We start from the raw sequence: 25,398 nt of genomic DNA, 5'->3' as shown, positions 1-25,398 counted from the left end.
TGCACGAACCGCTCATGCAGAGCGGCCAGTTCACCCGCCCACAGCCTGACATCAGCAAGGTCCCCACCCATAACCACACCAACGAACGACCTGGCCAGCAGTCACGACAACCACCGTTGCAGTACTAGGGCCTGTCTGGAGTTGCGTTCATGTGGCGGGGCGGAGGCTGCAGATCCAGATGATTGATCCGCGAAGCTGAAGTCCCGCCATGTAGCTGTCGGGTGTCTTGTCGTATCGGGTGGCTAGGCCACGCCACGCTTTGATCTTGTTGATGCAGCGCTCCACGGTGTTGCGGTCCTTATATTGTCCGGCGTCGAAGGCGACCGGTCGGCCGCCGGCGCTTCCGCGCTGCTTACGGTGGGCTGCCTGGTCGACCTTTTCCGTGATGACCGCCTTGATCCCTCGTCTGCGCAGGTAGGCGCGGTTGGCCCGAGAGGAGTACGTCTTGTCGGCGGCCACCGCGTCCAGGCGGGTGCGTGGACGCCCGATGGGCCCGCGTACCTTCACCTTCTCCAATACCGGCACGAACCGCGGGCTGTCGGCGGCCTGTCCGGGAGTGAGCACGAACGCCAGCGGACGGCAGCGCCGGTCCGCGGCCAGATGGACCTTGCACGTCAGCCCGCCGCGCGAGCGTCCCAATGCAGCCGGCCTCAGCCGGGCGCGATGCCGGCGCCGGGTTCGTCGACGCTCGGCCCGCTCGTCCTGGCGTGCCTGTTCCTGCTCGGTCAGCGGACCGATTTGCCCGGTATCGGCCGCCCCTTTTCCTCAGCCACGGCCTGCTCCAGCGCCGCCAGCACCGCCGGATCCACGATCATCCCGGCCGCGTCGTGGTGCGCCCGGGCCACCGTGGAATCCACGCTGACCAGCGACAGATCCGTCTCACCGCGGGCGGCAGCCTCAGCGATCATCCCGTCCATCAACGCAGCGAACACCCCAGCGTCCCGCCACTGCGTGAACCGGTCGTACACCGTCTGCCAAGCGCCGAACTCCTCGGGCATCTCCCGCCACTGGCTCCCAGTCCGGAACCGCCAGATCACACCCGCGAACTGCTCACGCAACCGCTTGGGATAAGGACCGAACTGCCCGATCGGCAAGAACGGCTCGATCAAAACCCACTCAGCATCGCTCAACTCGCGCCGGGTCACATCAGGGTTCTACCAACCCGACAGCATCCACCGGACCGAAACTGAACCTCACAACTCTAGACACGCCCTAGGTGAAAGAGCGCGGTTCGAAGCTGATCCCTCCGCGGTCGGCCATCCGTAGCACTCGCCTGCCGTATCGCGGCGGTTGGCGCAGGTGAAGGGTGAAACTCCAGGCGCTGAACTTCAGGAGGAAGCCGGCGCCCTCCAGGTACCACCGCCTCTCACTGCGGGGGAGCGTCGGCCCTACCTGTTGCAGCCTCCTCATTTGCAGCGGCAGCTGGATGGAGCGCAGGTCGCCGGATATCGGCCCCATGCAGTCGAAGACCAGCGTGGCCGGTGAGACCCAGAACTTGACGTCCCGCCAGGGCGGCGGCGGCTCGACCCGGCGCACGATGTAATCGAGGTCGAGGTGCAGTTGCAGGGCCGACGGTGCGGTGTCATCGATGTCGTCCTGCTCGAGGAATTCCTCGGGGGTCAGGTCGTCGGGCGGGCCCTCGTCGTCGGTGACGGCGAGGGCGTGGATCTGGCACGAGTCAAACGACATCGCGTCAAGGTCCCGCTCCGTCCAAGTGGCCTTGCTCAAACCTGACTCGGGGTGGACCACCATCTGCATACCGCGAGTATCGACCAACACGAGCACATCGCAATAGGGATCACGACTCCAAACGCGGCCTAGACGGGCGTCGACGCCGACGGCACGAACGGTGCGCCGTGTCCCGGCACGATCAGCGCCGGGCCGAGGGCCAGGACCTTCTCTCTGGCCGCCCGCAGTTGCTCGCGGTCGGGCGCGAAGGGGTCGTCGGCCGGTCCCTCGGCGGTCCACCACAGATGAGTCAGGACCACCAGGCCCTCGGAGGCCCTGACCAGGGTGCTGACGTCCTCGGCGGTGTGGCCGGGGGTCGTCATGAGCGTGATCGACCGCGACAGCTGGTATCCGTCGGCATCGCGGTCCTCCCAGATGTCGTTCTGGTAGATCGCCATGTGGTCGTGGAAGCGGGCTTCGGGGAACAGGGCCGCGTTCAGCGTGTGGTCCGGATGGTGGTGGCTGAAGATCACGTCGGTGACGTCTTCGGGGGTCAGTCCGTGGTCCGCGAGCGGGTCCAGGATGAGCCGGCGGTCCGCGACCATGCCGGGATCGGCGATCGCCACCGTCTCGCCGTCGACGAGCAGGGTGACGGTGCCGGCCACCCGCGTGTCGGCGTAGCCGGTGGTCAGGACGTGGAAGGCAGCGGTCATGAGGGGCTCCTCGGGGATGGGTGTGGTGTGGGGCCGTACGAGCCGGTCACCGGGATAGGAGCGCCCGCAAGCCGGTGAGTAGGGCTTGGTCGGCGATCAACAGGCATTCGGCGGCCTTCTCCCTGCTCCCAGGGCTGTGACGAGTCCCAGTCGTCAGGGCCGGCACGGGCGCCGCCGTGCCGATGCGCCAGCGGTCCAGCAGAGGGGTGCGCGGCCTTGGCACGGGGCTCCTCTTCGTACGTCTCCCCGCCGGGCGGCGGCACGGCCGCCCGCGGCTGTCACGCGAACTTACCGAACGACTCTCAGTAAAAGCTCTTTCCGACCGTTCCAGTCGTCACGCTCAGCCCGGTCGTCTTCGCGATCGGCGCGGTCCTCGCGATGCGGATCCGCCGCAAGCGGCCGGAGGTCTGCGCGCAGCTCGCCAGCAGCGACGTCGAATCCGTGTGAACACGGGCGGGCCCCGTCGCGGGGCGGCACTTCACCGCGACGGGGCCGCATTCCCACGCCGACGTCTCTCCGCCACGCCCGGCGAAGAGTCGACGTCCCGACGTGCCCGCTCAGCCCTGTGCGGCGGACGCCGGCGCCGCCCTGTCCACCGCGAGCAGTGTCGCGAACCGCGCCAACCGGGCTCCCTGGAAACGGGCGCAATCCAGCGTGACCTCGTCCGGGGCCGTCGAGGGGAATCCTGCGGGCCACGATGTTCCGTAGGGGTTGCCACCGGCGGCGTAGACGATGTCGTCCGTGTAGCCGAGCGGGACGATGACCGCGCCCCAGTGGTAGAAGACGTTGTTCAGCGACAGGATCGTCGACTCCTGGCCGCCGTGCTGCTCGGCCGAGGAGACGAAGGTCGTCACCGGCTTGTCGGACAGCTTCCCCTCCTGCCAGAGACTTCCGGCGGTGTCGATGAACTGCTTCAGCTGCGCCGCCGGGGCGCCGTAACGCGTCGGTGTGCCGAAGGCATAACCGTCGGCCCACTCCAGGTCGGCGAGTTCGACCACCTCGACGGTCGATTCCGTCTCCTGGTGATGCTTGCCCCAGTCCGGGTTCGCGGCCATCGCCTCGGCGGGGGCGAGTTCAGCGACCCTGCGGAGCCGTACTTCGGCGCCCGCGGATTCAGCTCCTTCGGTCACTGCCTTCGCCAGCCGATGCACGGACCCCGTCGCGCTGTAGTAGACGACCAACACGTGTGCTGACACGGAAAACCCCTCCCAGGGATGATGCTCGATGACGAAGTAGGCGCCGCCTGGCGCCGGTTCACTTGTCCGGTGCGTACGAGAGAACGGCGGTGACCGTCTTCTCCTCGGTGTTCGCTTCGATACCGGCCCAGCCAAGTTCCCGCCCGTGACCGCTGAGCTTGGAACCGCCCCACGGCAGGCGGGGGTCGAGGGGCGCCCAGCCGTTGATCGCGACAGCCCCGGCCCGCACTCGGCGAGCGACCACATGCGCCCTGCTCACGTCGGAGGTCCACAGGGTGGCGGCCAGCGCGTAATCGCTGTCGTTGGCCATCGCGACCGCCTCCGACTCCGTGTCGAACGCGATGATCGCACCCACGGGCCCGAAGATCTCTCGCCGGGCGATCGTCATGGTGTTGTCGACGTCGGCGAACAGGGTCGGTTCGACGAAGAAGCCCTTGCCGTCCGGTCGGCCGCCCCCGGCGATCAGGCGGGCGCCGTCGTCGATTCCTGCCGCGACGTACTGCGAAACGCGCTCCAGCTGCCGTGCGTTGATCAACGCGCCCATCGTGGTGTCTTCGTCGAAGGGGTCACCGACCTTGATGTCGCGGGCACGCGCCAGCAGACGTTCGACGAACTCGTCGTACACGGAACGAGCGACCAGGATGCGGCTGCCCGCGGCACACACCTCGCCCTGATTGGCGAAGATTCCGACCGCCACTCCCTGCGAGGCCTCGTCCAGATCGGCGTCCCCGAAGACGATCTGAGGGCTCTTGCCGCCGAGTTCCAGGGTCGTACGCCGAAATCCCTTCGCGGCCGCCACGGCCACCTTGTATCCCGTCTCGGGGCTTCCGGTGAACGAGATCTTGTCCACCCCCGGGTGATCGATGAGCGCCTGGCCCGTCACGGCTCCGAGCCCCGGAAGCACACTGAACGCCCCGGCCGGGAAGCCGGCTTCGTCGATCAGCGACGCGAGGAGAAGAGAGGTGAGGGGCGCGTCCTCCGGAGGCTTCAGGACGACAGCGCACCCCGCGGCGAGCGCGGGCGCGATCTTCCATGATCCGATCATGGTCGGCGAGTTCCAGGGCGTGATGGCCGCGACGACCCCGACCGGCTCGCGCACGGTGTAACTGTGCGTGGGCCGACCCATGTACGGGGACGTCGGGACGGAGCGGCCCTCCAGCTTGTCGGCCCAGCCGGCGAAGTACCGGAAGGTCCCGATCGCCTGGGGCAGGTCGATGGCCCGCGGCTCGAAGCCGGGCTTGCCGATGTCCAGCGACTCCAGCGTCGCGAACTCCTCGCTCCGGGCCTCGATGAGATCGGCCAGACGGTGCAGCAGGAGCGCCCTGGCGCTTCCGTCCGTTCTCCCCCACTCACCTTCATCCAGCGCGGACCGGGCGTGGGTTACGGCCTCGTCTACGTCCCGGGCCCCGGCGGCGGCCACGGTGGTGAGCCGTCGTTCGGTCACCGGGTCGATCACGTCGAAGGTGTCGGTGCTCTGACCGCTGCCCCATCGCCCGGCGAAGTAGGGCTCCGTCGGAACCGTGCTGACCAGCTGTTCGGCTTCTGCGCGTGCTAGCATGAGTACGATTACCGTTCTATGTGGACGATATTCGAAACCATAGGGACGAGGGTGACGCCGGGTCAAGGGGTCCGCGTCATACGACCGTTCTGACCGCCGTGACATGATGTGCGGCACAAAAAGGCAGGAGGCGAGAGAAGATCGTGGCGGCGAACGGCGGGGAAACGTCCCTGACTCTTGACCGTGGGCTGACGGTGCTGTCATTGCTCGCGAGGAACGCCGACGGTCTCACGGCGGCGGAGCTCGCCGAGCGGCTGAGCATCGCCCGGGCGGCCGTCTACCGTCTTCTGCGCACGCTGGAGGCGCACAGTCTCGTCGCCCGTATCGGCACGCGATACATCCTCGGGTTCGGCGTGGCCGAACTGGCCGGGCAACTCAAACCACGGCTGCAGGCCACCGTCCTGCCGATTCTGCGACGGCTCAGCGAACAGACCAACAGCACGGCGCTGTTGAGCGTCGCCGACGGCGACCAGGCCCTGATCCTGCTGACGGCGGAGCCGCCGAACTCCACCATGCACCTCGCCATGCGGGAAGGCGCCCGGCACGCCCTGACCATCGGCGCGGACGGCATCGCCATCCTCGCCGGCAGGCCGGAGAGCGACGAGGACACCGACGACGTCCGCGAGGCCCGTCGTCGCGGCTACGCCGTCAGCGTGGGCTCGATCCAGGAAGGTGCGATCGGCATCGCGGCCCCCCTCCGGGTCTCGGACTGGTCGACCGCGAGCCTCGGAGTGGTGCAACTCGGCCTCAAGCTCGTCGACGACCAGGTTCCCCATCTGGTGACGGAGGCCGCCGGGACGGCCGCGACCCAATTGGTCGGCGCGGCCGGCCCGGAAGCGGTCAGTCGATAGCGCCCCACGCTCGCCAAGGTCACTCGCCGTGCCCGTCCCCCTGCTCCGGTGCGGAGTGACAGCTCTTCGCGCCATGCCCGACCGGGGGCGGCACGTCCAGCGAGGGGTTGCGGTCGAAGAACCCGACCGGCTTCAACGCGAACCCCACGTACTCGCACGGCATGATGGGCCAGTCCTCCGGCCGTGGCAGATGCGAGGTACCGAAGGTGTGCCAGAGCACCACGTCCGTGTCGGCCAGATCGCGCTCCTGCTCGATCCACCTGCCGATCCCGTCCCCGGGGTGCTGGTTCGGGTAGTCGCCGGCCGCGTGCACTTCGTCCGGGCTGTACCGGGTCACCCACAGATGCGCCCGCGCGAACTCGGCGCGTCGTGCCAGATCGCTTTCGGGGGCGGCGAGCAGCGTCGGGCCGACGAAGGGGACCAGTTTGTAGGCGACGGGCTCGTCGAAGCGGTTGCGCACACCGGGATTGGTGATCTTCCAGGTGCGAGCGGTGAGGGGATCGCACATCCTGCGGCCGTCACGTTCGTTGGTGATCTCCGTGCGGCGGGCGACGATCGCGTTTCCGTACGGGTTGTCCGGCCCCATCGGCAGACCCACCGCGTCGACCTCCACGACCGTGTTGCGCGGCCCGTCGACTTCCATGTCCAGTCGCATGTTGAACAGGTGCTGGTGGTTCGGCGCGTCCAACTGGGGCGCCACGAGCGTTCCGTAGGCGGGTTTCTCGCCGGGAGCCACGGCCCGCGTCTGGACGATTCCGGTCAGCTTGGCTTCGAACTGGATCGTCCCGTCGAGGTAGAAGTACCAGAAGAAGCCGTACTCGTAGTTGCCGATCGTGTGGATCGACGACACGACGAGACGCCGGGAACGCCTGACCTCCGCCTGCTCGACGTAGCGGAAGTCCCAGTGCTTCCAGAGGATTCCGTAGTCCTCCTCGTGCAGACAGATGGCGTTGGTGATGGTGTGCGGGGTGCCCGACTCGTCGGCGAGAACGGCGTCGAGGTACCGGATCTCCCCGAGGCAGTCGCATCCGAGGCTGAGCGACCCCACGGTCTTCCCCAGGCTGTATTCGCCCGCGTCGAAGACGTTCCGGAAGTAGAAGTCGTCGCTGGTGTCGCCGTAGGGCACCACCATCTCGCTGATGCCGGCCCGGTGCACGATCGAGCGGCGACGCCCCTCGTCCAGGTAGGAGACATCGCTGATGACGAGGCCCTCCACCACGTCGATGTGGGCGTGCAGCCGCCATCGCTGCCACTCGATGACGTTGCCGGACACCGTGAAGGAGGGGCCTTCGGGCTGGGTGATCTCGATGGGGCGGAGGTCGTCGCGCAGCGGGCCCACGCTGCCCGGGTCGTAGTTCCCGCTCTCCGGCGGGAGCGGCAGCGGATCCCCCTCCGAGATGGCCACCACCGAACGGGCGTCGCAGTCGATGACGAAGACGAGGTTCCCTACGGGCCTGGCGTAGCCGTTGTCCGCGGTGAAGTGCCGGATGTACGCGGTCGCGCGGATCACCCGTCGTCGCGCGTCCACCCCCTCGATCGGCAGGGTGCCGGTCGACCAGGGGTCGAACTGCACCTGCGAGAGATCGTCGACTCCGTGCCGTGCCAGGGCCTCCACGGCGGCCGGGTCATTTTTGATGATTTCGTCGAGTGCCATCAACTCGTCGATCATGATGGGCGGTTGCAGGCCCGGGAGGTGCTTGAAGGAGACCAGGGTGTCGCCGGTGAGATCGACCCGGGCCTCGAACATGGCACTGGCCTCGGGGTCGTAGACGACGAGGAAGGCCACGCGGGGGATCGGGCGCGAGGGGTCGTACGCCCGCACCCGCTCCTTGTCCGGGAGGTCAAGCCGCACCAGGGGGAATTTCATCGCCCGCCGCTGACGGTGACTGGCACGCACCACACCGACGGCCTTCTCTATCTCCTCGGCGGTCAGCGGATCGTACGGGTGTGCCGTGGTGGTGATGGTGGTGGTCACTGCCTTTCCTCCTGATGGCATCGGCGGTGAAGGGTGAGGTGAGGGGCGGTTCTGGTCGTCGTCAGAGTGGGGTCACTTCAGTGGTGTCTTCCGCCGCCCGGTCCGTCACGGGTTCTCCCTGACGGGAGGAGCGGCCGAGCGCGAAGAAGGACCAGACCGCGCCCAGGGCCACCCACATGAGCAGAGCCCAGGGAACGGTGTCGAGAGGGCTGGCCGCCTTGTAGACCGCGCCGAACACAGCGCCGGACGCCACCGCTACACCGGCGCTTCCCGCGATGAGCAGTTTGGTGCGGCTGACCTGGTTCCAGAGGCCCTTCACGCCCGCGGCACCGACGACGAGATACATGATCGCCATCCCTGTTCCGCCGAAGCCGGCCATCCAGCCGAACGCCGACGACCATCGTGGCTGCCCGGCCGCCTGTCCGAACATCCGGTCGCCCCCCACGTGCACACCGATGATGGCGACGCACGATACGGCGCCCAGCAGCGCGGCGCCCCACACAGGGGTACGGAAGCGGTGGTGCAGAACAGCCAGCTTCGAAGGCAGTCGGCCACTGCGGGCCATCGAGAGCATTCCCCGAGTCGATGCGACGCCGATTCCGATCGCCACCGCGAGGATGTCGAGAATGATCAGGACGGCCAGGATGTTTCCGAACGCGGCAGACCCGAACTCCTCACCGTACGAGAGCTTCTCCAGCGGGAAGACACTGTTCTTCCACGCGTCCGCGTCGAGGCCGAAACCCATGACCTGCGCGTAGGCCACCACCACGTAATAGACGCCGACGATGATCAGCGAGAGCATGACCGCCCGCGGCACATGGCGTTTGGGATCCGAGGTCTCCTCGGCGAGGTTGGCCGCCGACTCGAAGCCGATGAACATGTTGATGCCGTACAGCACGCCGAAGAGAAGATTCAGACCCCCCACGGCGAAGGGATTGAAGGGTTCGGCGGACCAGCTTCCGCCGTTCTGGCCGCCGCGGAAGATGATGACCAGCGAGAAGACGAGGACGACGACCATGGCGCCCAGGGCGAGGACGAGTTGCGCCCGGATCGAGACGTGAACGCCGACCACGAGAATCGTTGAGGTGACGGCGGCGTACATCAGGGACAGCGGCCACCACGGCACGTCCACGGACAGGGCGCTCTTGAGCCATGTCTGCGTGAGTCCGCCGAGGACGAGATACGTCGAGGCACCCAGAACCAGCATGGCTCCGTAGTAGAGCCATCCGGCGATCACGCCGATGCGAGGTCCGGCACTGTCACTCACGTATTCGTAGAGAGAGCCGCACAGATGGATGCGCTTCGCGTACTGGGCGATGATCCATCCCACGCCGCACATGCCGATGCCGGCTATGACGATCGCGATCGGGGTGGCGACGCCGGCGCCGCGTCCCGTGGCCGACAGGCCCACGACCAGGGGCAGAAGGGCCGCGACAGAGAAGACCGGTCCCATGAAGCCGAGCGATTGAGTGAGGACGCCGATCAGTGACAGGCGGCCTTGGGCCAGGGTGGTGCGATCAGGGCTTGTCATCCCGATCAGCCTCCAGTTCACCGCTGTGCGCTATTCGTACACGGTGTACGTTTGTTGAGAGCACATCGTGTTGTGGCTTGTGGTGGGTGTCAAGGCCCGGCGGACACAAATGGGACCGCCCCCTGCCGAAGTCCTTCGGCGGGGACGGTGGTTGACCAGGGAGGAATGCGGGATGGGCGGTTCTACCGCGGACCCAGCAGGAACGCCCGGGCCGCTCGCGCGGCGGAGACCACTTCCGGCGTGGCCTCGTCGACGCGGTCCTGCCGGTGCGAGACGAACATGACGCAGGCGTCGAGTACGTCTCCGTCGCGGGCCAGCGGAGCAGCGACCGCGTGGGCTCCGGGCTCCACCGCGCCATGACTGGTGACCCAGCCCCTGCGGCGCGCCTCACGGACGGCGTCCGAGTCGTCGTCAGCAGGCGCTCGTCCGGCCCGGATCGCGCACGGGGCGGCCCCCCGGTCCAGCGGCTGGCGGGAGCCCTTGCGGTAGGCGAGGTGGTAGTCGGCGTCCTGGGGAACGGCCGTTGCAACGGCGACGACACAGTCCGGTTCCGGGAAGAACAGGATCGCCGTACCGCCGTACCGGTCCGCGAGTTGCTGCAGCAGCGGCTGGATGAACTCCGCGAGGGTGGGCCGCGAGGTGCCCGCGAGCGTGTGCAGTTCTCCTCCGGGTACGTACGCGCCGTCCGCGTTCTTCGCCAGGAATCCCTCCGCGGCCAGCGTGCCCGCGAGGCGGTGCACGACGGTCCGGTGCAGGCCCGTCCGGGCGGCGATCTCGGCGACCGTCAGGCCACGGGGCTGGTGAGCGACGGCCCGCAGGACGGAGAGGCCTCGGACGAGGGTCTGCGACGGTGGCTGGCTGGGACGCTTCGCCTTCTCCGCGCGCTCGCCACCTGCTCCGTTCTCCGTGTCGTTCGCGGCCTCTGCCCGCACGCCGCCTACCACCTTCCCGGTTCCGCTCACGCGTTCAGCGTATGGCACGGGTCTCTTGGACCCAGGGGTTGACGCCGGAGCCGCCCCATGCTGATGCTGTGCACTATACGCACGGACGGTGCGCATAGTGCACGGAGGAATGTCCATGACCCACGCCACCACCGTCTGGCAGGCGAACCGGTCCGGCGGCCTGACCGGGGCCGAGGCCCTGATCGAGACCTCGCTCGCCGCCGGAGTCGACGTCTGTTTCGCCAATCCGGGGACCACGGAGATGCCCCTCGTTGCCGCGTTGGACTCGGTTCCCGGCACCCGCGCGGTGCTCGGTCTCTTCGAGGGTGTCTGCACCGGAGCGGCCGACGGCTACGCCCGGATCGCGGGCCGGCCGGCGATGACGCTGCTGCACCTGGGCCCCGGTTTCGCCAACGGCATCGCGAACCTGCACAACGCGCGGCGGGCCCACTCCCCCGTCTTCAACGTCGTCGGGGATCACGCCAGTTGGCATCTCCCCTTCGACGCTCCCCTGACCTCGGACATCGTCTCCCTCGCGACCCCCGTCTCCGGCTGGGTCGCCGCCGCCGCCTCCGGCGCGGGCCTCGCCCAGCTCACCGCCCGCGCCGTCGCGGCCGCCACCACCGCACCCGGCTGCGGGGCCACGCTCATCGCCCCGGCCGACTTCCAGCAGGAAGTGCTCACAGCCCCCGTGGACGTCGAGTTGTCCCACTCCCGGAGCAGGCCGGAAGTGGCGGCGGACGTCATCGACGCGATCGCCAAGCGGCTGCGTGCCGGCGAGCGGGCTGTCCTCCTGCTGGGCGGTGCGGCACTCGACGAGCGCGGTCAACGGGCGGCCGCCCGGATCGCCGCCGCCACCGGGGCCGTCCTGTACAGCGAGACCTTCCCGGCCGCCGCCGAGCGCGGCGGCGGCCTTCCCGACCTGGACCGGCTCCCGTATTTCCCGGAGAAGGCGATCGAGGCCCTCGCCGAGGCTCAACTGGTCGTGCTGGCCGGTGCGTTGGAGCCGGTGTCGTACTTCGGCTACGAAGGGGTTCCCAGCCTGCTGGCTCCCCACGGCACCGTGGAGGTACTGGGCACCCCGGAGGAGGACGCCGCCCGCGCGCTCGAAGTCCTCGCGGCCGCGCTCGGTGCTCCCGAACCGGCCCCACAGCCGCCCCGACCGTACGACGAAGGGCTCCCGGACGGAGCGCTCACGCCGCAGTCGGTCGGCCGGATCGTCTCGGCGATGCTGCCCGAACACGCCATCGTCTCGGTCGAGGGCGGCACCTGCGGCTACCCCTTCTTCACCGCGTCGTCGCGCGCCGCCCGCCACACCGCACTGACCAACACCGGCGGAGCCATCGGCCAGGGCCTGCCCGCCGCCGTCGGCGCCGCGATCGCCGCACCCGGCCGCAAGGTCGTCGCCCTGCAGTCCGACGGAAGCGCGCAGTACACCATCCAGTCGCTGTGGACGATGACCCGCGAGCAGCTGCCCGTCGTCACCCTCATCGCCTCCAACCGCGCCTACAACGTGCTGCGCACCGAGCTGGGCCGGCACGGACAGAGCCAGCCGGGGCCGGGCGCGATGGCGCTCACCAGCCTCGACGAACCGGCCTTCGACTGGCCGGCGCTGGCCCGTGGCTACGGCGTGCCCGGCACCCGGGTGGAGTCGAGCGAGGCGCTTCGGCGCGAACTCGGCCGCGCCCTCGCCGCCGACGGTCCTCAGCTCATCGAGATGGCCCTGTGAGAGGAGCCACCATGCACAGCGCAGCAGCCCCGGTCACCGGCGCGGCAGAGGCGGTCAGTCGTTTCCTGGCCGAGCCGCGGACCATGTTCATCGGCGGCCACTGGGTCGGGGCGCACTCCGGCCGCTCGTTCGAGAGCGTCGACCCCGCCACCGCCACCGTGCTCACCACCGTTCCCGACGGCGACGCCGCCGACATCGACCTGGCCGTGGCGGCGGCGCGCCGCGCCTTCGACGACCCCGACTGGCGGCGGATGAGCCCGCTGGACCGGGGCGCGCTGCTGAACCGTGTCGCCGACGTCATCGAGGCGCACGCCGAGGAACTGGCCCTGCTGGAGTCACACGACAACGGCAAACCGGTCTCGGTGGCGCGGGCCGTGGACGTGGGCACCAGTGTGAAGCTGTTCCGCTACTTCGCGGGCTGGCCGAGCAAGCTGGAAGGCAGCACGATCCCCGTCTCGCCGCGCGGCGGGCTGCGCGTGCTGAACTACACCACGCGGCAACCGGTCGGCGTGGCCGGTCTGATCGTGCCGTGGAACTTCCCCGTGTCGATGGCGTGCTGGAAGCTCGCGCCCGCACTGGCCACCGGCTGCACGGTCGTCCTCAAGCCGGCCGAGGAGACCCCGCTGTCCACGTTGCGGCTCGCCGAGCTGCTCCAGGAGGCGGGGGTGCCGGACGGTGTCGTCAACGTCGTCACCGGGCGCGGTGCCACGGCGGGCGCCGCCCTCGCCGCGCACGACGGAGTCGACAAGATCGCTTTCACCGGGTCCACGGAGACGGGCCGCTCCATCGTCCGCGCCGCCGCCGGGAACCTGAAGAAGGTCTCCCTCGAACTCGGCGGCAAATCCCCGAACATCGTGCTTCCCGACGCCGATCCGCAGGCCGTCGCCGAAGCCGCCGCCCAGGCCGTCTTCTTCAACCAGGGCCAGGTCTGCACGGCCGGTTCCCGGCTGTACGTGCACCGCAAGATCTTCGACGAGGTGCTGGACGCGGTGGCGGAACGCGCCAGGAGCATCGTCGTCGGGCCCGGCAGCGACCCGGCCACCGAGATGGGGCCGCTGGTCTCGGCGAGACACCACGAGAGAGTCGCCGGGTTCATCGCCGCAGGCCGGGAGCAGGGGGCCCGGCTGGCCGCGGGCGGCGGGCGGCCCGACCTCGACGCGCCGTACGACGGCGGCTACTTCGTCCAGCCGACGGTGTTCGTGGCGCCCGACGACAGCCTGCGCATCGTGCAGGAAGAGATCTTCGGTCCCGTCCTGGCGGCGATGAGCTGGGACGACGTGGACGATCTGGTCGAGCGGGCCAATGACTCCCCCTTCGGACTCTCGGCGGGCATCTGGACCTCCGACCTGGGCCACGCCCACCGCATCGCGGACGAACTGCAGGCGGGCACGGTGTGGATCAACTGCTACAACCTCACGGATCCCGCGTCGCCCTTCGGCGGGTTCAAGCAGTCCGGCTGGGGCCGGGAGATGGGGCGGACCGTGCTCGACCACTACACCGAGGTCAAGAGCGTCTGGGTCAACCTCAGCTGACATACGGGCGCCTTCCCGACCACACACCCTGGAGACACGCATGGACCTGGGACTGGGCGGCAGGACCGCCATCGTCACCGGCGGCAGCCTGGGCATCGGCAAAGCAACCGCCCGCGCACTCGCCGCCGAGGGCGCGACCGTCGTCATCACCGCCCGTCGGCTGCCTCTGCTGGAGAGCACCGCCAAGGAACTCGAGGCCGAGACCGGCGGCCGGGTCGTTCCCTACGTCTCGGACACCAACGACACCGAGTCCGTACGAGCCATGGTCCGGCGTGCGGCCGACGACCTCGGTCGGATCGACATCCTCGTCAACGGCGCGGCCGCCCCTTCCGGGCTGGTGCGCAACTCGGTCGAGGAAGCCGACCCCGAACTGCTGCTGGCCGACATCAACACCAAGGTCGTCGGCTACTTCCGCTGCGCGCAGGCCGTCACCCCGCACATGAAGGCGGGCGGCTACGGCCGCATCGTCAACATCGGCGGACTGACCGGCCGTTCCAGCCACGCGCTCTCCGGCATGCGCAACCTCGCGATCGTCCATCTGACGAAGGCCCTCTCCGACCAGCTCGGCCCGTCCGGCATCACCGTCAACACCCTGCATCCCGGTGTGGTGGAGACCGAGCACATCCACGAGCTCTACGAGAAGGAGGCCGCCAAGCGCGGCATCACCGCGGCCGAGGTCGAGGCGGACTTCGTCGCCCGCACACCGATCCGCCGGGTTCTGGAGGCGGACGAGATCGCCCAGGCCGTGTGCTTCCTCGCCTCCACCAGGGCCGCCGCGATCACCGGTGAGTCCCTGGGCATCGACGGCGGTCTCACGCGCGGCATCTTCCTCTAGCTCTCGGCCGCCCCCTCTTTCGTTCCGCAGTTCCGAAAGGAAACCCACGACATGGAAGGCACCATCCTGGTCGCCACCGCGGGCCAGGGCGTCCTGCGCTCCTCCGACGACGGCGCCACCTGGTCCCGTCTCGGACTCGGGCAGGCCCTGGAGTTCGACGCTGTCGTCCGCTGTCTGGCCGTACACCCCGAACAGCCCGACGTCGTCTTCGCCGGCGCCGACGCGGGACTCGTGCGCAGCACCGACGCCGGCGTCACCTGGCAGCGCGTCGACTCGCCCATGAACGACCGGACCATCTGGTCGCTGGCGATCGACCCCACACATCCGGACACGATGCTCGTCGGAACCGGCGCCCCCTCCCGGGCCGCCATGTTCCGCACCACGGACGGCGGGGCGACCTGGGACCAACTGCCCCCGGAAATCCCGGAGTTCTGCGCGGGCGTCAACCGCCCCAGGATCCTGACCTGCGTCGTCGACCGCTACGAACCCAAGAACATGTGGTTCGGCATCGAGGAGGGCGGCCTGTGGCGCAGCGGCGACCGGGGCGACACCTGGGAGCGGATCGACGGCACACCCGCCACCCTGCCCCACGGCGTCACCAACTCCGACATCCACTGTGTGCTCGTCCTCCAGGGCCCGCCGAAGACGATCGTCGTCGCCGTCGTCAACGCGCTCTTCGTCAGCCAGGACGACGGCGCCACCTGGACCCGTACCGACTCCCGCAAGACGTTCGGCATCTACTACACCCGGCTGGTCAAGCAGCTCCCCGGCACCGACGACCTGCTGCTCGGCATCGGCGACGGCACCCCCGGCACCACCACCAAGATCCTGCGCTCCGAGGACCTGGGGCGCACCTGGCAGGACACCGCCTTGGACACGCCCGCCAACTCGACCGTCTGGGCCTTCGGCACCCACGCCGCCGACCCACAACTGGTCTTCGCGGGAACGAAGTACGGCCATCTCTTCCGCTCCGCCGACGCCGGTCGCACCTGGCGCAAGGAGTGGCGCGAGTTCAGCGAGATCACCGACGTGACCTGGACGCCGGCAGTAGCACCCGCCACGGAAGGACACTGACATTGGACCCCGACGAGCGCGTACTCGGCCCGAACGAGGAGCCCACGCCGATCCCCGCCGACCCGCGGGACGCTCCGAAGCCGCGGGTACGCCGCACCCATATCTCGCTGTTCGTCCGTGACCCGGAGGCCTCGGCCAAGTGGTACGAGGACGTCCTCGGCATGGAGGTCACCGCACGCGGCCCGCAGTGGGTGTTCCTGTCCTTCGGCAAGAAGCACCACGACATCGCCCTCATCCGCGCCGAGGAGGGAGCCGCCACCGGAGGTGTCGGCCTGCAGCACTACGGCCTTGAGGTGGAGGGCGACCTCGACGAGTGGCGGCGGCTGTACGGAATGCTCCTGGCCAAGGACGTACCCGTGGTGACGACCACGGATCACAAGATCGGCTTCGGCCTCTATTTCACCGATCCGGACGGCAACCGCTTCGAGTTCTTCCACGAGACGGTCACCGACGACGAGGAGGGCAAGCGCGTCCTCGGTCTTTACGGCGCCCCGAGCGACCCGGTGGAGATCGAACCGCTCCGCGGTTAGCACTGCCTCCCCGCCTCTTCCGGGCGGCCACCTTGCCCGTATCGCGTCCCCTTCCACTCCATGAGGAATCACCCATGCCCCAGCCCAACTTCGCCGGTTACCACATCCGCAAGTGGTTCACCCAGACCGAGGACACCCTCGCCAACGAGACCGGTGTCCTCGCGGACGGCGAGCCCGTACGCAAGATCGTCATCGCGGCGGCGGTCCGCAACCCCTACGCCGGACGGTTCAGCCAGGACCTCGACGACATCGTCGCCGATTCGCCGAAGCTGGGTGAGGAGTTCGGCCGTCGGATCCAGGAGGCGGCCGGCGGCCTCGCGATCCAGAGCTACGGCAAGGCGTGCCTCGTGGGCACGGCCGGTGAGTACGAGCACGGCAACGCCTTCCTCACCGCGGTCTTCGCGGACCCGGTGCGCGCGGCGGTCGGCGGCGGGAAGTCATGGGTGCCCTCGACCGGCAAGCGGGGCGGGCCCGGTACCGAACTCGACGTTCCGCTGGCCCACAAGGACGCGCTCTACGTCCGTTCGCACTACGACACCGTCACGGTGAACTTCTCCGACGCCCCGAACCCGGACGAGGTCGTCGTCGTGTTCGCGTTCGCCACGCGTGGCCGGCTGCACGCCCGGTTGGGCGGTATCCGCGCCGACGAGGTCCAGGGCCAGGACGGGCTGCACTGAGATGGCTGCCGACACCACCGCGGTGGGGCAGGACCGCTTCATCACACTCAACGGCCTGCGCACGCACTATGTCGAGTGGGGCGACGAGGACCGGCCCGCGATCGTCATGCTGCACGGCCTGCGCAGCTACGCCCGGACGTTCGAGCCGCTGGCCGCGCGGCTCGCGGACCGCTACCGCGTCCTGGCTCCGGACGCGCGAGGGCGGGGTGACAGCGACTGGGATCCGAAGGGCGAGTACTACACGGACTCCTACGTCGCCGATCTGGAGCAGTTCGCCGACCGCCTCAGCCTGGACCGGTTCGTGCTGCTGGGCCATTCCATGGGCGGCACCACGACGTACGTCTACGCCGCGCGGCACCCCGAACAGGTGGGCGCGGCGGTCGTCGAGGACATCGGGCCCGGCTCGTCGCTGTCCGGCGAGGGCGCCGAGCGCATCAAACGGGAAGTGGCGAACACGCCCCGCGACTTCCCCAGCCGGGAGGCGGCCCGCGCGTACTGGCGCGGCATCCGGCCGAACATCTCCGAAGACGCCCTCGACTCCAGGCTGCGGCACACCCTCGTCCCGGACGGAGAGGGACGCTGGCGCTGGAAGCTCGACCTCGCCGGCATCGCGGCAGCCCGCCTGGACCCGGATCCGGCCCGCCAGGTGGATCTCTGGCCCTACGTCGAGGCCCTCCTGTGCCCGGCCCTGGTCGTCCGGGGCGGGGAGTCGGACTTCCTGCCCGCCGGCACCGCGGCCGCGATGACGACGCGCAACCCGCGCATCCACGCGGTGGAGATCCCGGGGGCAGGCCACTACGTGCACGACGACGCCCCGGAACTCTTCCATCACCACCTCACCAGATTCCTCAGGAGCGCGGAGGCCGGCCGATGACCGAACCCGTCGAACACCGCGCCCAGGTGGCCGTCGTCGGCGCCGGACCCGTCGGCGTGACGGTCGCCAACTACCTCGGTCTCTACGGAGTGCGCACGCTGCTGATCGACCGCAGCGACGAGATCGTCGACTACCCGCGCGCGGTCGGCATGGACGACGAGTGCCTGCGCAGCTTCCAGGGCATCGGCCTCGCCGAGGAGATGCTGGCCGACATGATCCAGAACGTCCCGCTGAAGATGTTCGCCGCGAACGGCCACTGCCTCGCCGACATCCGGCCGGACACGAAGGAGTTCGGCTGGCCCCGGCGCAACATCTTCATGCAGCAGCTCGCCGAGCACACCCTGCGCGCCGGCCTCGCACGCTATCCCCACGTGCAGCCCCTGCTGGGACACGAACTGGTACGTCTGGAGCAGGACGGAACCGAGGCACAGCTGCACGTCGTCGACCCCCAGGGCCAACGCGTCCTGGTACACGCCGATTATGTGGTCGCCGCCGACGGTGGCCGCAGCACCGTGCGCGAGCAACTCGGCATCCCCTTGAGCGGAGACACCCACCCGCGCAAGTGGGTGGTCATCGAGTGCGACAACGATCCGCTCGACGCCCCGTACACAGGGCTGCACGGCGACCCGAAGCGCCCGTACGTCTGCCTGGACCTGCCCTACAACTACCGCCGCTGGGAGTTCATGCTCTTCCCCGGCGAGGACGCCGAGGCCATGCTCCGGCCCGAGAAAGTGCACGAACTCCTCGCCCGGCATGTGCCCGATCCCACGGCGCTCAACATCATCCGGGCCCGCGTCTACACGCATCACTCGCGTGTGGCCGACCGTTTCGTGGACGGCCGGGTCTGCCTCGTGGGCGACGCCGCCCACCTCATGCCACCGTGGGCGGGGCAGGGCATGAACACCGGCATACGGGACGCGACCAATGTCGCCTGGAAGCTGGCGGCCGTCGTCACCGGGCGCGCCCATCCGAGGATCCTCGCCAGCTACGACACCGAGCGGCGCGAACACGCCCAGGCGATGGTGAAGCTGTCGGATGCCATCGGCCGGTTCCTCTCGCCGACGAGCCTCAGGGTGGCCCGCGCGCGCGACACCCTGGTGCGCGGACTCACCGTGGCACCGCCGGTCCGCGACTGGCTGGTGCACATGAGGTTCAAGCCTGTCCCCCGGTACACCGAGGGCATCATGCTGCACAGCGGGCGGCCGACGCGGAAGCGCTCACCGGTGGGCAGGATGTTCATCCAGCCGAGGGTGGAGACCGCCGACGGGAGGGTGCTGCCGCTCGACGAGACACTCGGCGAGTGGTTCGCCCTCATCGGTTACGGCACCGATCCGCTCGTCCATCTGGATCCCGACAGCCGTGCCTTCTGGGACCGCGTCGGCGCGCGCTACCTCACCGTCGTGGAGTCCCGCTCCGGCCGGTCCCGTACCGAACGGCGCACGTCGACGACGGACTCGGTGGCGGTGGAGGACGTCGACGGCGCCCTGCGGGACTGGTTCGCCCTGCACCAGGGCAGCGTCGCCGTCGTCCGCCCCGACCGGTATCTCGCGGCCCTGACCGAGCCCCGGGACCTGGCGACGGTGACCGACGCCTTCGAACGACTTCTCGCGCCGTCGCGCTCCACGGAGTTCAAGGACGCCTGGCACTCGGTTCCCGTCACGCACCCGATGCGTACCGCCCCGCACGAGGGAGACCGAGGATGACGGCGGACGAACGCCCTCTCCATGTCGAACTGTCGGCACCTGCGCCGGGCTCAGGCCAGGCCGAACCGCTCGGCGTGCACTTGCCGCTGGGGAACCTTCAGACCGCGCAGGGCGCTTAGCACGGCCGAGGTCATCGCGGGCGGGCCGCAGACGTACACGTCGCGTTCGGTGATGTCGGGAACCATGGCACGGAGACTGTCCGGCTCGAACGGCGGTTTCCCCTCCCCCGTGCGGCCGGTGAGCAGGTGCAGCCGCCCGCCGCGGGCCTCGACCAGGCCCCGTACCTCGTCGACCAGCACGGCGTCGTTCTCGCTGCGCACCCGGTAGAGCACGACGACGTCGCCGGCCGGTTCCTCCTCCAGCAGGGCTCGGACCGGCGTGATCCCCACTCCTCCGGCGATCAGCAGTGCGCCGGGCCGCGTCCGGTGCAACGAGGTGAACGCCCCGTACGGCCCCTCGACGAAGGCGCGGCTCCCGACCGGGACGTTCCGCAGGCCGGCGCTGGTGCTGCCGACCGCCTTGGCGGTCAGGCGCAGTGAGCGGCCGTCGGGTGCCGCCGACAGCGAGAACGGGTTGGCCAGCCACCAGTGGTTGTGCCCGGGGAACCGCCAGATGCAGAACTGGCCTGCCCTGATCGGCAGCTTGTCGAGGTGGCGGCCGGTCACATGCACCGACACCACGTCGTCCGACTCCGGCACCACCGCCGAGACCTCGAACCGGTGATAGGCGTTGCGCCACACAGGCATGACGATCCGGCCCGTGACCAGGGCGCCGAACGCGAACAGCCACAGGGCCCACCAGTAGGTCATCGCGAGCGTGGAGGAGCTGAAGGTCGTGGTCTCCTGCAACTGGTGGACGAACGCCAGCCCCAACGCCAGGTACAGCAGCAGATGCACGCCGTGCCAGGTCTCGTACCGCAGCCGCCGCCGCACCTGCCGGGCGGAGGCCGCGGCGACCACGACGACGATCGCCGCGGCCCCCATCCCGAGCAGGGAGGCCGGCACGCCGGCCAGCGCGAAGAACGTCTTCGTCATCGACGCGTCGTCGAGCCGCGCGTAGCCCAGCACCACCAGCACGGCGTGGGTGAGCAGGGTCCACAGCAGGGTGAAGCCGACCCACCGGTGCCAGACCGTCAACCGGTCCATGCCGATACGGCGGTCGAGCCACGGCAGCCGGGCCACCAGCAGCAGCTGGAACAGCATCAGCACAGCGGCGTGCAGGCCGAAGAACTTGGCGACCGTGAGCACCCCGTTCTTGCCGGTCCCGTCGGTGAGGAACAAGGCCTCGACGATCACCAGGTTGGTGATGACAAACGTCCACAGCGCCCATCGCGCTGCAACGACCGGAGGTATGGAGCCCTGCCCCACCCGAGAAATCGTCGCCTCCACCGCTTCCCCCTCTTGTCCAGTGGTGGCCATGAGTATCACCCTCGTGAACCCGTCAGGCACCCGTCTGGGCATCTCCCTTACGGACGGGCTGAGCGCAAACGAACCGAGACTACTGAGAAAGCGCTCACTACACAGGACGGCTACGGCCCTTGATCCGGTTGTAGTGGTGGGGGAGCATCGCCCACACCGGGCGGATGCCTGATCTTGCAGCGCGGCTTCGGCCCCTTGAGAAGAACAGAGGACATGCCTTGCCGTACATCATTCGCCTGGGCGGCCTGGAGCGGCACGCTCCCGAAGAGATCCTCCGCATCGAGCCCTGGGGGCCACACGGCGTCCGGGTCCGGGCCTCGGCCGGAGCCATCGATCCCGCCGCCCCCGGAGCGCTGGAGTACCCCCCGTCGTCCCCGCAGGCCGAGCTGTCGGTGGCGGACGACGGCTCCGCCCGCCTGGTCAACGGCCGCCTCGCCGTCGAGGCCGCGGCGGACGGCCGGCTGAGGTTCCAGCACTCCGGCTCGGGCCGTGAACTGCTCGCCGAAAAGCGCCCGTACACCCACTACCAAGGCCCCCGCGTCCATGCCGGGGGCGGCCGGACGGAGCAGCACTTCGAGGCGTACGACGGTGAGCGGCTGCACGGTCTCGGGCAGCATCTGCACGGGCTCCTGGACCAGAAGGGCTGTGTGATCGACCTCGTCCAGGGCAACACCGTGGCCGCCATCCCCTTCCTGCACTCCTCGCGCGGCTACGGCCTGCTGTGGAACAACCCCGCCACCGGCCGTGTCGAACTGGGCACCGACACGACCCGGTGGACCGCCGACGGGGGCGGGCGCGTCGACTACTGGGTCACCGCGGGCGACACCCCGGCCCAGATCATCGACGCGTACACCCTGGTCACCGGACGCCCGCCCCTCCTCCCGGAGTGGGCGTCCGGCTTCTGGCAGTCGAAGCTGCGCTACCGCACCCAGGACGAACTCCTCGCGGTGGCACGGCAGTACAAGGAGCGCGGGCTGCCGCTGTCCGTCATCGTCTGCGACTTCTTCCACTGGCCGAGGATGGGCGACTGGCGCTTCGAGGAGAGCGAGTGGCCCGACCCCTCCGCCATGGTCAAGGAGCTGACCGGACTCGGGGTGCGGCTCGCGGTCTCGGTGTGGCCGACCGTCGAGCCCGGCAGCGAGACGTTCGACGAACTGCGCGCGTCCGGGCACCTCGTACAGGACGCGGACGGCGGCCTCCTCACCTTCCCGTGGCCGTCGCGCAGCGCCGAGGAGCCGATGCGCCCGATGGCGTACTACGACGCCACCCACCCCGGAGCACGCGCCGCGCTGTGGCAGCGGCTGAACGACAACTACCGTTCGGCGGGCGTGAGTTGCTTCTGGCTGGACGCCTGCGAGCCCGACCTGAGCCGGGAGGCCGCCGAGCGCGCCGTCTACGCGGCCGGTCCGGCCGCCGAGGCCGCGCACCTCTACCCCGTGCTGCACACCCGCGCGGTGGCCGAGGGCCTGGCGGCGGAGGGTGACGACCGGCCGCTGTCCCTGGTCCGGTCCGCGTGGGCCGGCAGCCAGAAGTACGGGGCGGCGCTGTGGTCCGGCGACATCCCCACCACCTTCGACTCACTGTCGCGCCAGATCAGGGCGGGGCTGAACGTCGCGATGAGCGGCATCCCCTGGTGGAACACCGACATCGGCGGCTTCGGCGGCGGCAACCCGGACGACCCCGCCTACCGCGAGGTGCTGATCCGGTGGTTCCAGTACGGCACCTTCAGCCCCGTCATGCGCCTGCACGGCGACCGTGAGCCCAACCACCCCACGTTCTCCGCGGACATGACCGGCGGACCGAACGAGGTCTGGTCCTACGGCGATGAGGCGTACGGCATCCTCCAGGAGCACCTGCAACTGCGCGAGCGCCTGCGCCCGTACCTGAGGGAGCTGTCCGAGGAGGCCCACCGCACCGGCGCCCCGCCGATGCGCCCGCTGTTCTTCGGCTTCCCCGACGACGAGCAAGCCTGGGACGTGGACGACCAGTTCCTGCTCGGTCCCGATGTGCTGGTGGCACCCGTGTACAAGGCGGGCGCGCGGACCCGCCGGGTGTACCTGCCGTCCGGAGCGCGCTGGCTCGACCCGGTCACCGGAAGCGTGGTGGAGGGCGGTACGACGCTGGACGCGGACGCCCCGCTGGAGCGCATCCCCGTCTTCGTACGCGAAGGGGCAGCGGTCGCAGCGCAATTGAGCTGACCGGACCCCGGTGACTGCTTACGGCGGTCGAGCGAGCGATTGCTGACGAGGAGACGAGCACCATGCAGTCATTCCCCCGCCGCGCGGTACGCCTTCTGCCCGGCCCGTTCCTGGACGCACAGGTCACCGCCCTCGACTACCTGCTGTCCCTCGACACCGACCGGCTCCTCGCGCCCTTGCGGCGCGAGGCCGGCCTGCCGCCGGTCGCCGAGTCCTACGGCAACTGGGAGAACTCCGGTCTCGACGGCCACACCCTCGGACACGCGCTGTCGGGCGCCGCTCTCATGAGCGCGGTGACGGACGATCCCCGGCCAAGCGCCATGGTCGAGCGTCTGGTTCAGGGCGTCGTCGAGTGTCAGGACGCCCTGGGAACCGGATACGTCGGCGGCATCCCCGACGGCGTGCGGCTGTGGCAGCGGGTCGCCGCGGGGCAGGTGGAGCGGGACTCGTTCGAGCTCGGTGGTGCCTGGGTCCCCTGGTACAACCTGCACAAGCTCTTCGCCGGACTGCTGGACGCCCACCGGCACGCCGGTTCAGAGCCGGCGCTGACCGCCGTCCGACGGCTGGCCGACTGGTGGGACCAGGTGGCGGCGGGGATGGACGACGACACCCACGAAGCCATGCTCCGCACGGAGTTCGGCGGGATGTGCGAGGCGTTGGCGGACCTCGCCGACGTCACCGGCACGGACCGCTACGCCGCCCTGGCCCGGCGGTTCCTCGACCAGTCACTGCTCGGCCCGTTGCGCGAGCACCGCGACGTCCTCGACGGGATGCACGCCAACACCCAGATCGCCAAGGTCGTCGGGTACCAGCGGCTCGGCGAGGTCGGCGGCGACCCCGGCCTGCGGGACGCCGCCCGGTTCTTCTGGCAGACCCTGACCCGGCACCGCACGTTCTCCTTCGGCGGCAACTCCGTACGCGAACACCTTCACCCCCGCGACGACTTCAGCTCCGCGCTGGAGTCGCCGGAGGGCCCCGAGACCTGCAACACCTACAACATGCTCAAGCTGAGCCGCGCGCTGTTCCTCGAACGGCCGGACGCCGAGGTGCTGGACCACTACGAGCGTGCGACGGTCAACCACATCCTGTCGTCCCTGCATCCCAAGGGCGGGCTGGTGTATTTCACGCCCGTGCGGCCGGGCCACTACCGCGTGGTGTCGACACCTCAGAACTGCTTCTGGTGCTGCGTCGGCACCGGGCTGGAAAACCACGCGAAGTACGGCGAGTTGGTGTACACAGCCGAGGGCGGCGACCTGTTCGTCAACCTCTTCATCGCCTCCCGGCTCAGCCTGCCCGAACAGAACCTGGTGCTGGAGCAGACCGGGACGGCCCCCTACGACGACGAGGTCGAACTCGTGGTGCGTGGGGCTCCCGCCACCCCTGTGGCGGTCCACATACGCGTCCCCGGTTGGCATGAAGGGACGCCAGACGTCCGTATCAACGGTGCACGTCCCGAGGGAGATCCAGCCCCGCTCACGACGCGCCGCGGGGCAGGCGGGCAGCCTCTCACCTACGTGCGTCTGGAGCGGCAGTGGCGCGAAGGGGACACGGTCACCATGTGCCTTCGCCCGCGCATCAGCGCCGAGTTGCTTCCCGACGGCTCGCCGTGGGTGTCGTTCCGCTACGGGCCCAGCGTGCTGGCGGCCGAGGGCGACCGGGGCGACCTGGTCGGGCTCTTCGCCGACGACTCCAGGATGGGTCACGTCGCCGGCGGCCCGTTGCGCCCCTTGGAGGACCTGCCGGTCGTGCTCGCCCCGGTCGGCTCCGATCCGGCGGCCGGCGTACGCCAACTCACCCCGGGCCGACTGTCGTTCGCCCTGGATCACGTCGACACGCGAGCGGGCGACTCCGTCACCCTCGTCCCGTTCGCCGGCATCCACGACTCCCGCTACGACCTCTACTTCCCCCTGGCGGAACCGGAGCGGCTCCACGAGCGGCGGGCGGAGCTGCGCGCGGCCGACGAGGCGGCACTCGCGCTGCACGACCGGACCGTTGACGCCGTTGCCGCCGGCCAGCAACAGCCCGAGAACGACCACCGGTTCAAGGGGCAGGACACCTGGTCGGGCCTCACCGACGGGCTGACGTGGCGGGCCGCCACCGGATGGTGGTCCTACCGCCTGACAGACCCGGACGGCGCCGCCACCGGCCTGCAGGTGACCCACCTCTCGGACCCACGTGCCGGATCGACCCGTGTGCTGGTCGACGGCCATGTGCTGGCCACGCTGGCGCCCTCGTCGCATCCCGAGGGCGAGGAGATCTCCCAGGTACTCCCGCTGGACGCAGACCGTCGTGCCGGGACCGTCGAGATCCGGTTCGAAGCGGTTGGCGCCGCACCGACCATCCGGCTGCGCGAAGTGCGCCTGGTGCGCTGACCCGACCGCCGATCGCGCGGCCG

The 25,398-nt window shown here is 69.6% G+C and carries 19 protein-coding genes and 1 pseudogene; 11 read left to right on the top strand and 9 right to left on the bottom strand.

The features are described from left to right. Positions 1-147: 147 nt before the first annotated feature. From ACTWQO_RS10210 to ACTWQO_RS10190, 5 genes and pseudogenes are all read right to left on the bottom strand, one after another. A pseudogene (locus ACTWQO_RS10210) lies at positions 148-1,116 on the bottom strand (IS5 family transposase); the annotation flags it as partial. Positions 1,117-1,212: 96 nt separating this feature from the next. Continuing rightward, the gene (locus ACTWQO_RS10205) at positions 1,213-1,689 is read right to left on the bottom strand and encodes a hypothetical protein (protein WP_443236891.1); all 477 of its coding nucleotides are present in this window, start codon (positions 1,687-1,689) and stop codon (positions 1,213-1,215) included. 128 nt (positions 1,690-1,817) lie between these two features. Then, positions 1,818-2,381: an MBL fold metallo-hydrolase gene (locus ACTWQO_RS10200; RefSeq protein WP_443236890.1), complete on the bottom strand. Its 564-nt coding sequence runs from the start codon at positions 2,379-2,381 to the stop codon at positions 1,818-1,820. 557 nt (positions 2,382-2,938) lie between these two features. After that, complete coding sequence (wrbA, locus tag ACTWQO_RS10195) at positions 2,939-3,577, bottom strand: NAD(P)H:quinone oxidoreductase (RefSeq protein WP_443236889.1); 639 nt, start codon at positions 3,575-3,577, stop codon at positions 2,939-2,941. Between the two features lie 58 nt (positions 3,578-3,635). After that, on the bottom strand, positions 3,636-5,135 hold the full coding sequence (locus ACTWQO_RS10190) for an aldehyde dehydrogenase family protein (protein ID WP_443236888.1): 1,500 nt from the start codon (positions 5,133-5,135) through the stop codon (positions 3,636-3,638). A gap of 143 nt (positions 5,136-5,278) precedes the next feature. Between ACTWQO_RS10190 and ACTWQO_RS10185 the strand changes: the two genes are divergently transcribed. Next, positions 5,279-5,986 carry an IclR family transcriptional regulator gene (locus tag ACTWQO_RS10185; RefSeq protein ID WP_443236887.1) on the top strand — a complete coding sequence of 236 codons (708 nt, stop codon included), beginning with the start codon at positions 5,279-5,281 and terminating at the stop codon, positions 5,984-5,986. A gap of 19 nt (positions 5,987-6,005) precedes the next feature. On the opposite strand, the gene ACTWQO_RS10180 is transcribed toward ACTWQO_RS10185, so the two are convergent. The 3 genes from ACTWQO_RS10180 to ACTWQO_RS10170 form a co-directional block, all read right to left on the bottom strand. Beyond that, a complete protein-coding gene (locus tag ACTWQO_RS10180; protein ID WP_443236886.1) occupies positions 6,006-7,961 on the bottom strand; it encodes a primary-amine oxidase in 1,956 nt (651 codons plus the stop codon). A gap of 61 nt (positions 7,962-8,022) precedes the next feature. Further along, complete coding sequence (locus ACTWQO_RS10175; protein ID WP_443236885.1) at positions 8,023-9,492, bottom strand: APC family permease; 1,470 nt, start codon at positions 9,490-9,492, stop codon at positions 8,023-8,025. A gap of 182 nt (positions 9,493-9,674) precedes the next feature. Continuing rightward, positions 9,675-10,454, bottom strand: a complete 780-nt coding sequence (locus ACTWQO_RS10170) for an IclR family transcriptional regulator (protein ID WP_443236884.1) — start codon at positions 10,452-10,454, stop codon at positions 9,675-9,677. A 115-nt stretch (positions 10,455-10,569) separates the two neighbouring features. Here ACTWQO_RS10170 and ACTWQO_RS10165 point away from each other — a divergent pair, with 115 nt between their 5' ends. From ACTWQO_RS10165 to ACTWQO_RS10130, 8 genes are all read left to right on the top strand, one after another. Then, complete coding sequence (locus tag ACTWQO_RS10165) at positions 10,570-12,162, top strand: acetolactate synthase large subunit (protein ID WP_443236883.1); 1,593 nt, start codon at positions 10,570-10,572, stop codon at positions 12,160-12,162. Positions 12,163-12,173: 11 nt separating this feature from the next. Further along, on the top strand, positions 12,174-13,694 hold the full coding sequence (locus tag ACTWQO_RS10160) for an aldehyde dehydrogenase family protein (RefSeq protein WP_443236882.1): 1,521 nt from the start codon (positions 12,174-12,176) through the stop codon (positions 13,692-13,694). Between the two features lie 40 nt (positions 13,695-13,734). Then, positions 13,735-14,529 (top strand): SDR family NAD(P)-dependent oxidoreductase, encoded by a 795-nt coding sequence (locus tag ACTWQO_RS10155; protein ID WP_443236881.1) that lies wholly within the window; start codon positions 13,735-13,737, stop codon positions 14,527-14,529. A gap of 51 nt (positions 14,530-14,580) precedes the next feature. Next, complete coding sequence (locus ACTWQO_RS10150) at positions 14,581-15,603, top strand: WD40/YVTN/BNR-like repeat-containing protein (protein WP_443236880.1); 1,023 nt, start codon at positions 14,581-14,583, stop codon at positions 15,601-15,603. Positions 15,604-15,605: 2 nt separating this feature from the next. After that, positions 15,606-16,133, top strand: coding sequence for a VOC family protein (locus ACTWQO_RS10145; protein ID WP_443236879.1), 528 nt, complete (start codon positions 15,606-15,608; stop codon positions 16,131-16,133). Positions 16,134-16,207: 74 nt separating this feature from the next. Continuing rightward, the gene (locus ACTWQO_RS10140) at positions 16,208-16,810 is read left to right on the top strand and encodes an amino acid synthesis family protein (RefSeq protein ID WP_443236878.1); all 603 of its coding nucleotides are present in this window, start codon (positions 16,208-16,210) and stop codon (positions 16,808-16,810) included. Position 16,811: 1 nt separating this feature from the next. Next, positions 16,812-17,684, top strand: a complete 873-nt coding sequence (locus ACTWQO_RS10135; RefSeq protein WP_443236877.1) for an alpha/beta fold hydrolase — start codon at positions 16,812-16,814, stop codon at positions 17,682-17,684. Further along, positions 17,681-19,387: a bifunctional 3-(3-hydroxy-phenyl)propionate/3-hydroxycinnamic acid hydroxylase gene (locus ACTWQO_RS10130; RefSeq protein WP_443236876.1), complete on the top strand. Its 1,707-nt coding sequence runs from the start codon at positions 17,681-17,683 to the stop codon at positions 19,385-19,387. The genes ACTWQO_RS10135 and ACTWQO_RS10130 overlap by 4 nt, the downstream gene beginning before the upstream one ends. A gap of 50 nt (positions 19,388-19,437) precedes the next feature. Here ACTWQO_RS10130 and ACTWQO_RS10125 read toward each other — a convergent pair whose 3' ends face one another. After that, the gene (locus ACTWQO_RS10125) at positions 19,438-20,805 is read right to left on the bottom strand and encodes a ferredoxin reductase family protein (protein WP_443236875.1); all 1,368 of its coding nucleotides are present in this window, start codon (positions 20,803-20,805) and stop codon (positions 19,438-19,440) included. Positions 20,806-21,023: 218 nt separating this feature from the next. Between ACTWQO_RS10125 and ACTWQO_RS10120 the strand changes: the two genes are divergently transcribed. Further along, positions 21,024-23,003: a glycoside hydrolase family 31 protein gene (locus ACTWQO_RS10120; protein WP_443236874.1), complete on the top strand. Its 1,980-nt coding sequence runs from the start codon at positions 21,024-21,026 to the stop codon at positions 23,001-23,003. Between the two features lie 62 nt (positions 23,004-23,065). After that, the gene (locus tag ACTWQO_RS10115; protein ID WP_443236873.1) at positions 23,066-25,375 is read left to right on the top strand and encodes a beta-L-arabinofuranosidase domain-containing protein; all 2,310 of its coding nucleotides are present in this window, start codon (positions 23,066-23,068) and stop codon (positions 25,373-25,375) included. The last annotated feature ends 23 nt before the right edge of the window (positions 25,376-25,398 follow it).

The sequence above is a fragment of the Streptomyces sp. 4N124 genome (assembly GCF_052245395.1).
In the GTDB taxonomy this organism is placed as follows: Bacteria; Actinomycetota; Actinomycetes; order Streptomycetales; family Streptomycetaceae; genus Streptomyces.
This window is presented reverse-complemented; position numbering and strand designations above follow the sequence as displayed.

Excerpts from the sequence above, each read along its gene's own strand:
- ACTWQO_RS10205 (WP_443236891.1), bottom strand. The coding sequence starts at position 1,689 with ATGTCGTTTGACTCGTGCCAGATCCACGCCCTCGCCGTCACCGACGAC.
- ACTWQO_RS10200 (WP_443236890.1), bottom strand. The coding sequence starts at position 2,381 with ATGACCGCTGCCTTCCACGTCCTGACCACCGGCTACGCCGACACGCGG.
- ACTWQO_RS10190 (WP_443236888.1), bottom strand. The coding sequence starts at position 5,135 with ATGCTAGCACGCGCAGAAGCCGAACAGCTGGTCAGCACGGTTCCGACG.
- ACTWQO_RS10175 (WP_443236885.1), bottom strand. The coding sequence starts at position 9,492 with ATGACAAGCCCTGATCGCACCACCCTGGCCCAAGGCCGCCTGTCACTG.
- ACTWQO_RS10165 (WP_443236883.1), top strand. The coding sequence starts at position 10,570 with ATGACCCACGCCACCACCGTCTGGCAGGCGAACCGGTCCGGCGGCCTG.
- ACTWQO_RS10160 (WP_443236882.1), top strand. The coding sequence starts at position 12,174 with ATGCACAGCGCAGCAGCCCCGGTCACCGGCGCGGCAGAGGCGGTCAGT.
- ACTWQO_RS10155 (WP_443236881.1), top strand. The coding sequence starts at position 13,735 with ATGGACCTGGGACTGGGCGGCAGGACCGCCATCGTCACCGGCGGCAGC.
- ACTWQO_RS10150 (WP_443236880.1), top strand. The coding sequence starts at position 14,581 with ATGGAAGGCACCATCCTGGTCGCCACCGCGGGCCAGGGCGTCCTGCGC.
- ACTWQO_RS10140 (WP_443236878.1), top strand. The coding sequence starts at position 16,208 with ATGCCCCAGCCCAACTTCGCCGGTTACCACATCCGCAAGTGGTTCACC.
- ACTWQO_RS10135 (WP_443236877.1), top strand. The coding sequence starts at position 16,812 with ATGGCTGCCGACACCACCGCGGTGGGGCAGGACCGCTTCATCACACTC.
- ACTWQO_RS10130 (WP_443236876.1), top strand. The coding sequence starts at position 17,681 with ATGACCGAACCCGTCGAACACCGCGCCCAGGTGGCCGTCGTCGGCGCC.
- ACTWQO_RS10125 (WP_443236875.1), bottom strand. The coding sequence starts at position 20,805 with ATGGCCACCACTGGACAAGAGGGGGAAGCGGTGGAGGCGACGATTTCT.
- ACTWQO_RS10115 (WP_443236873.1), top strand. The coding sequence starts at position 23,066 with ATGCAGTCATTCCCCCGCCGCGCGGTACGCCTTCTGCCCGGCCCGTTC.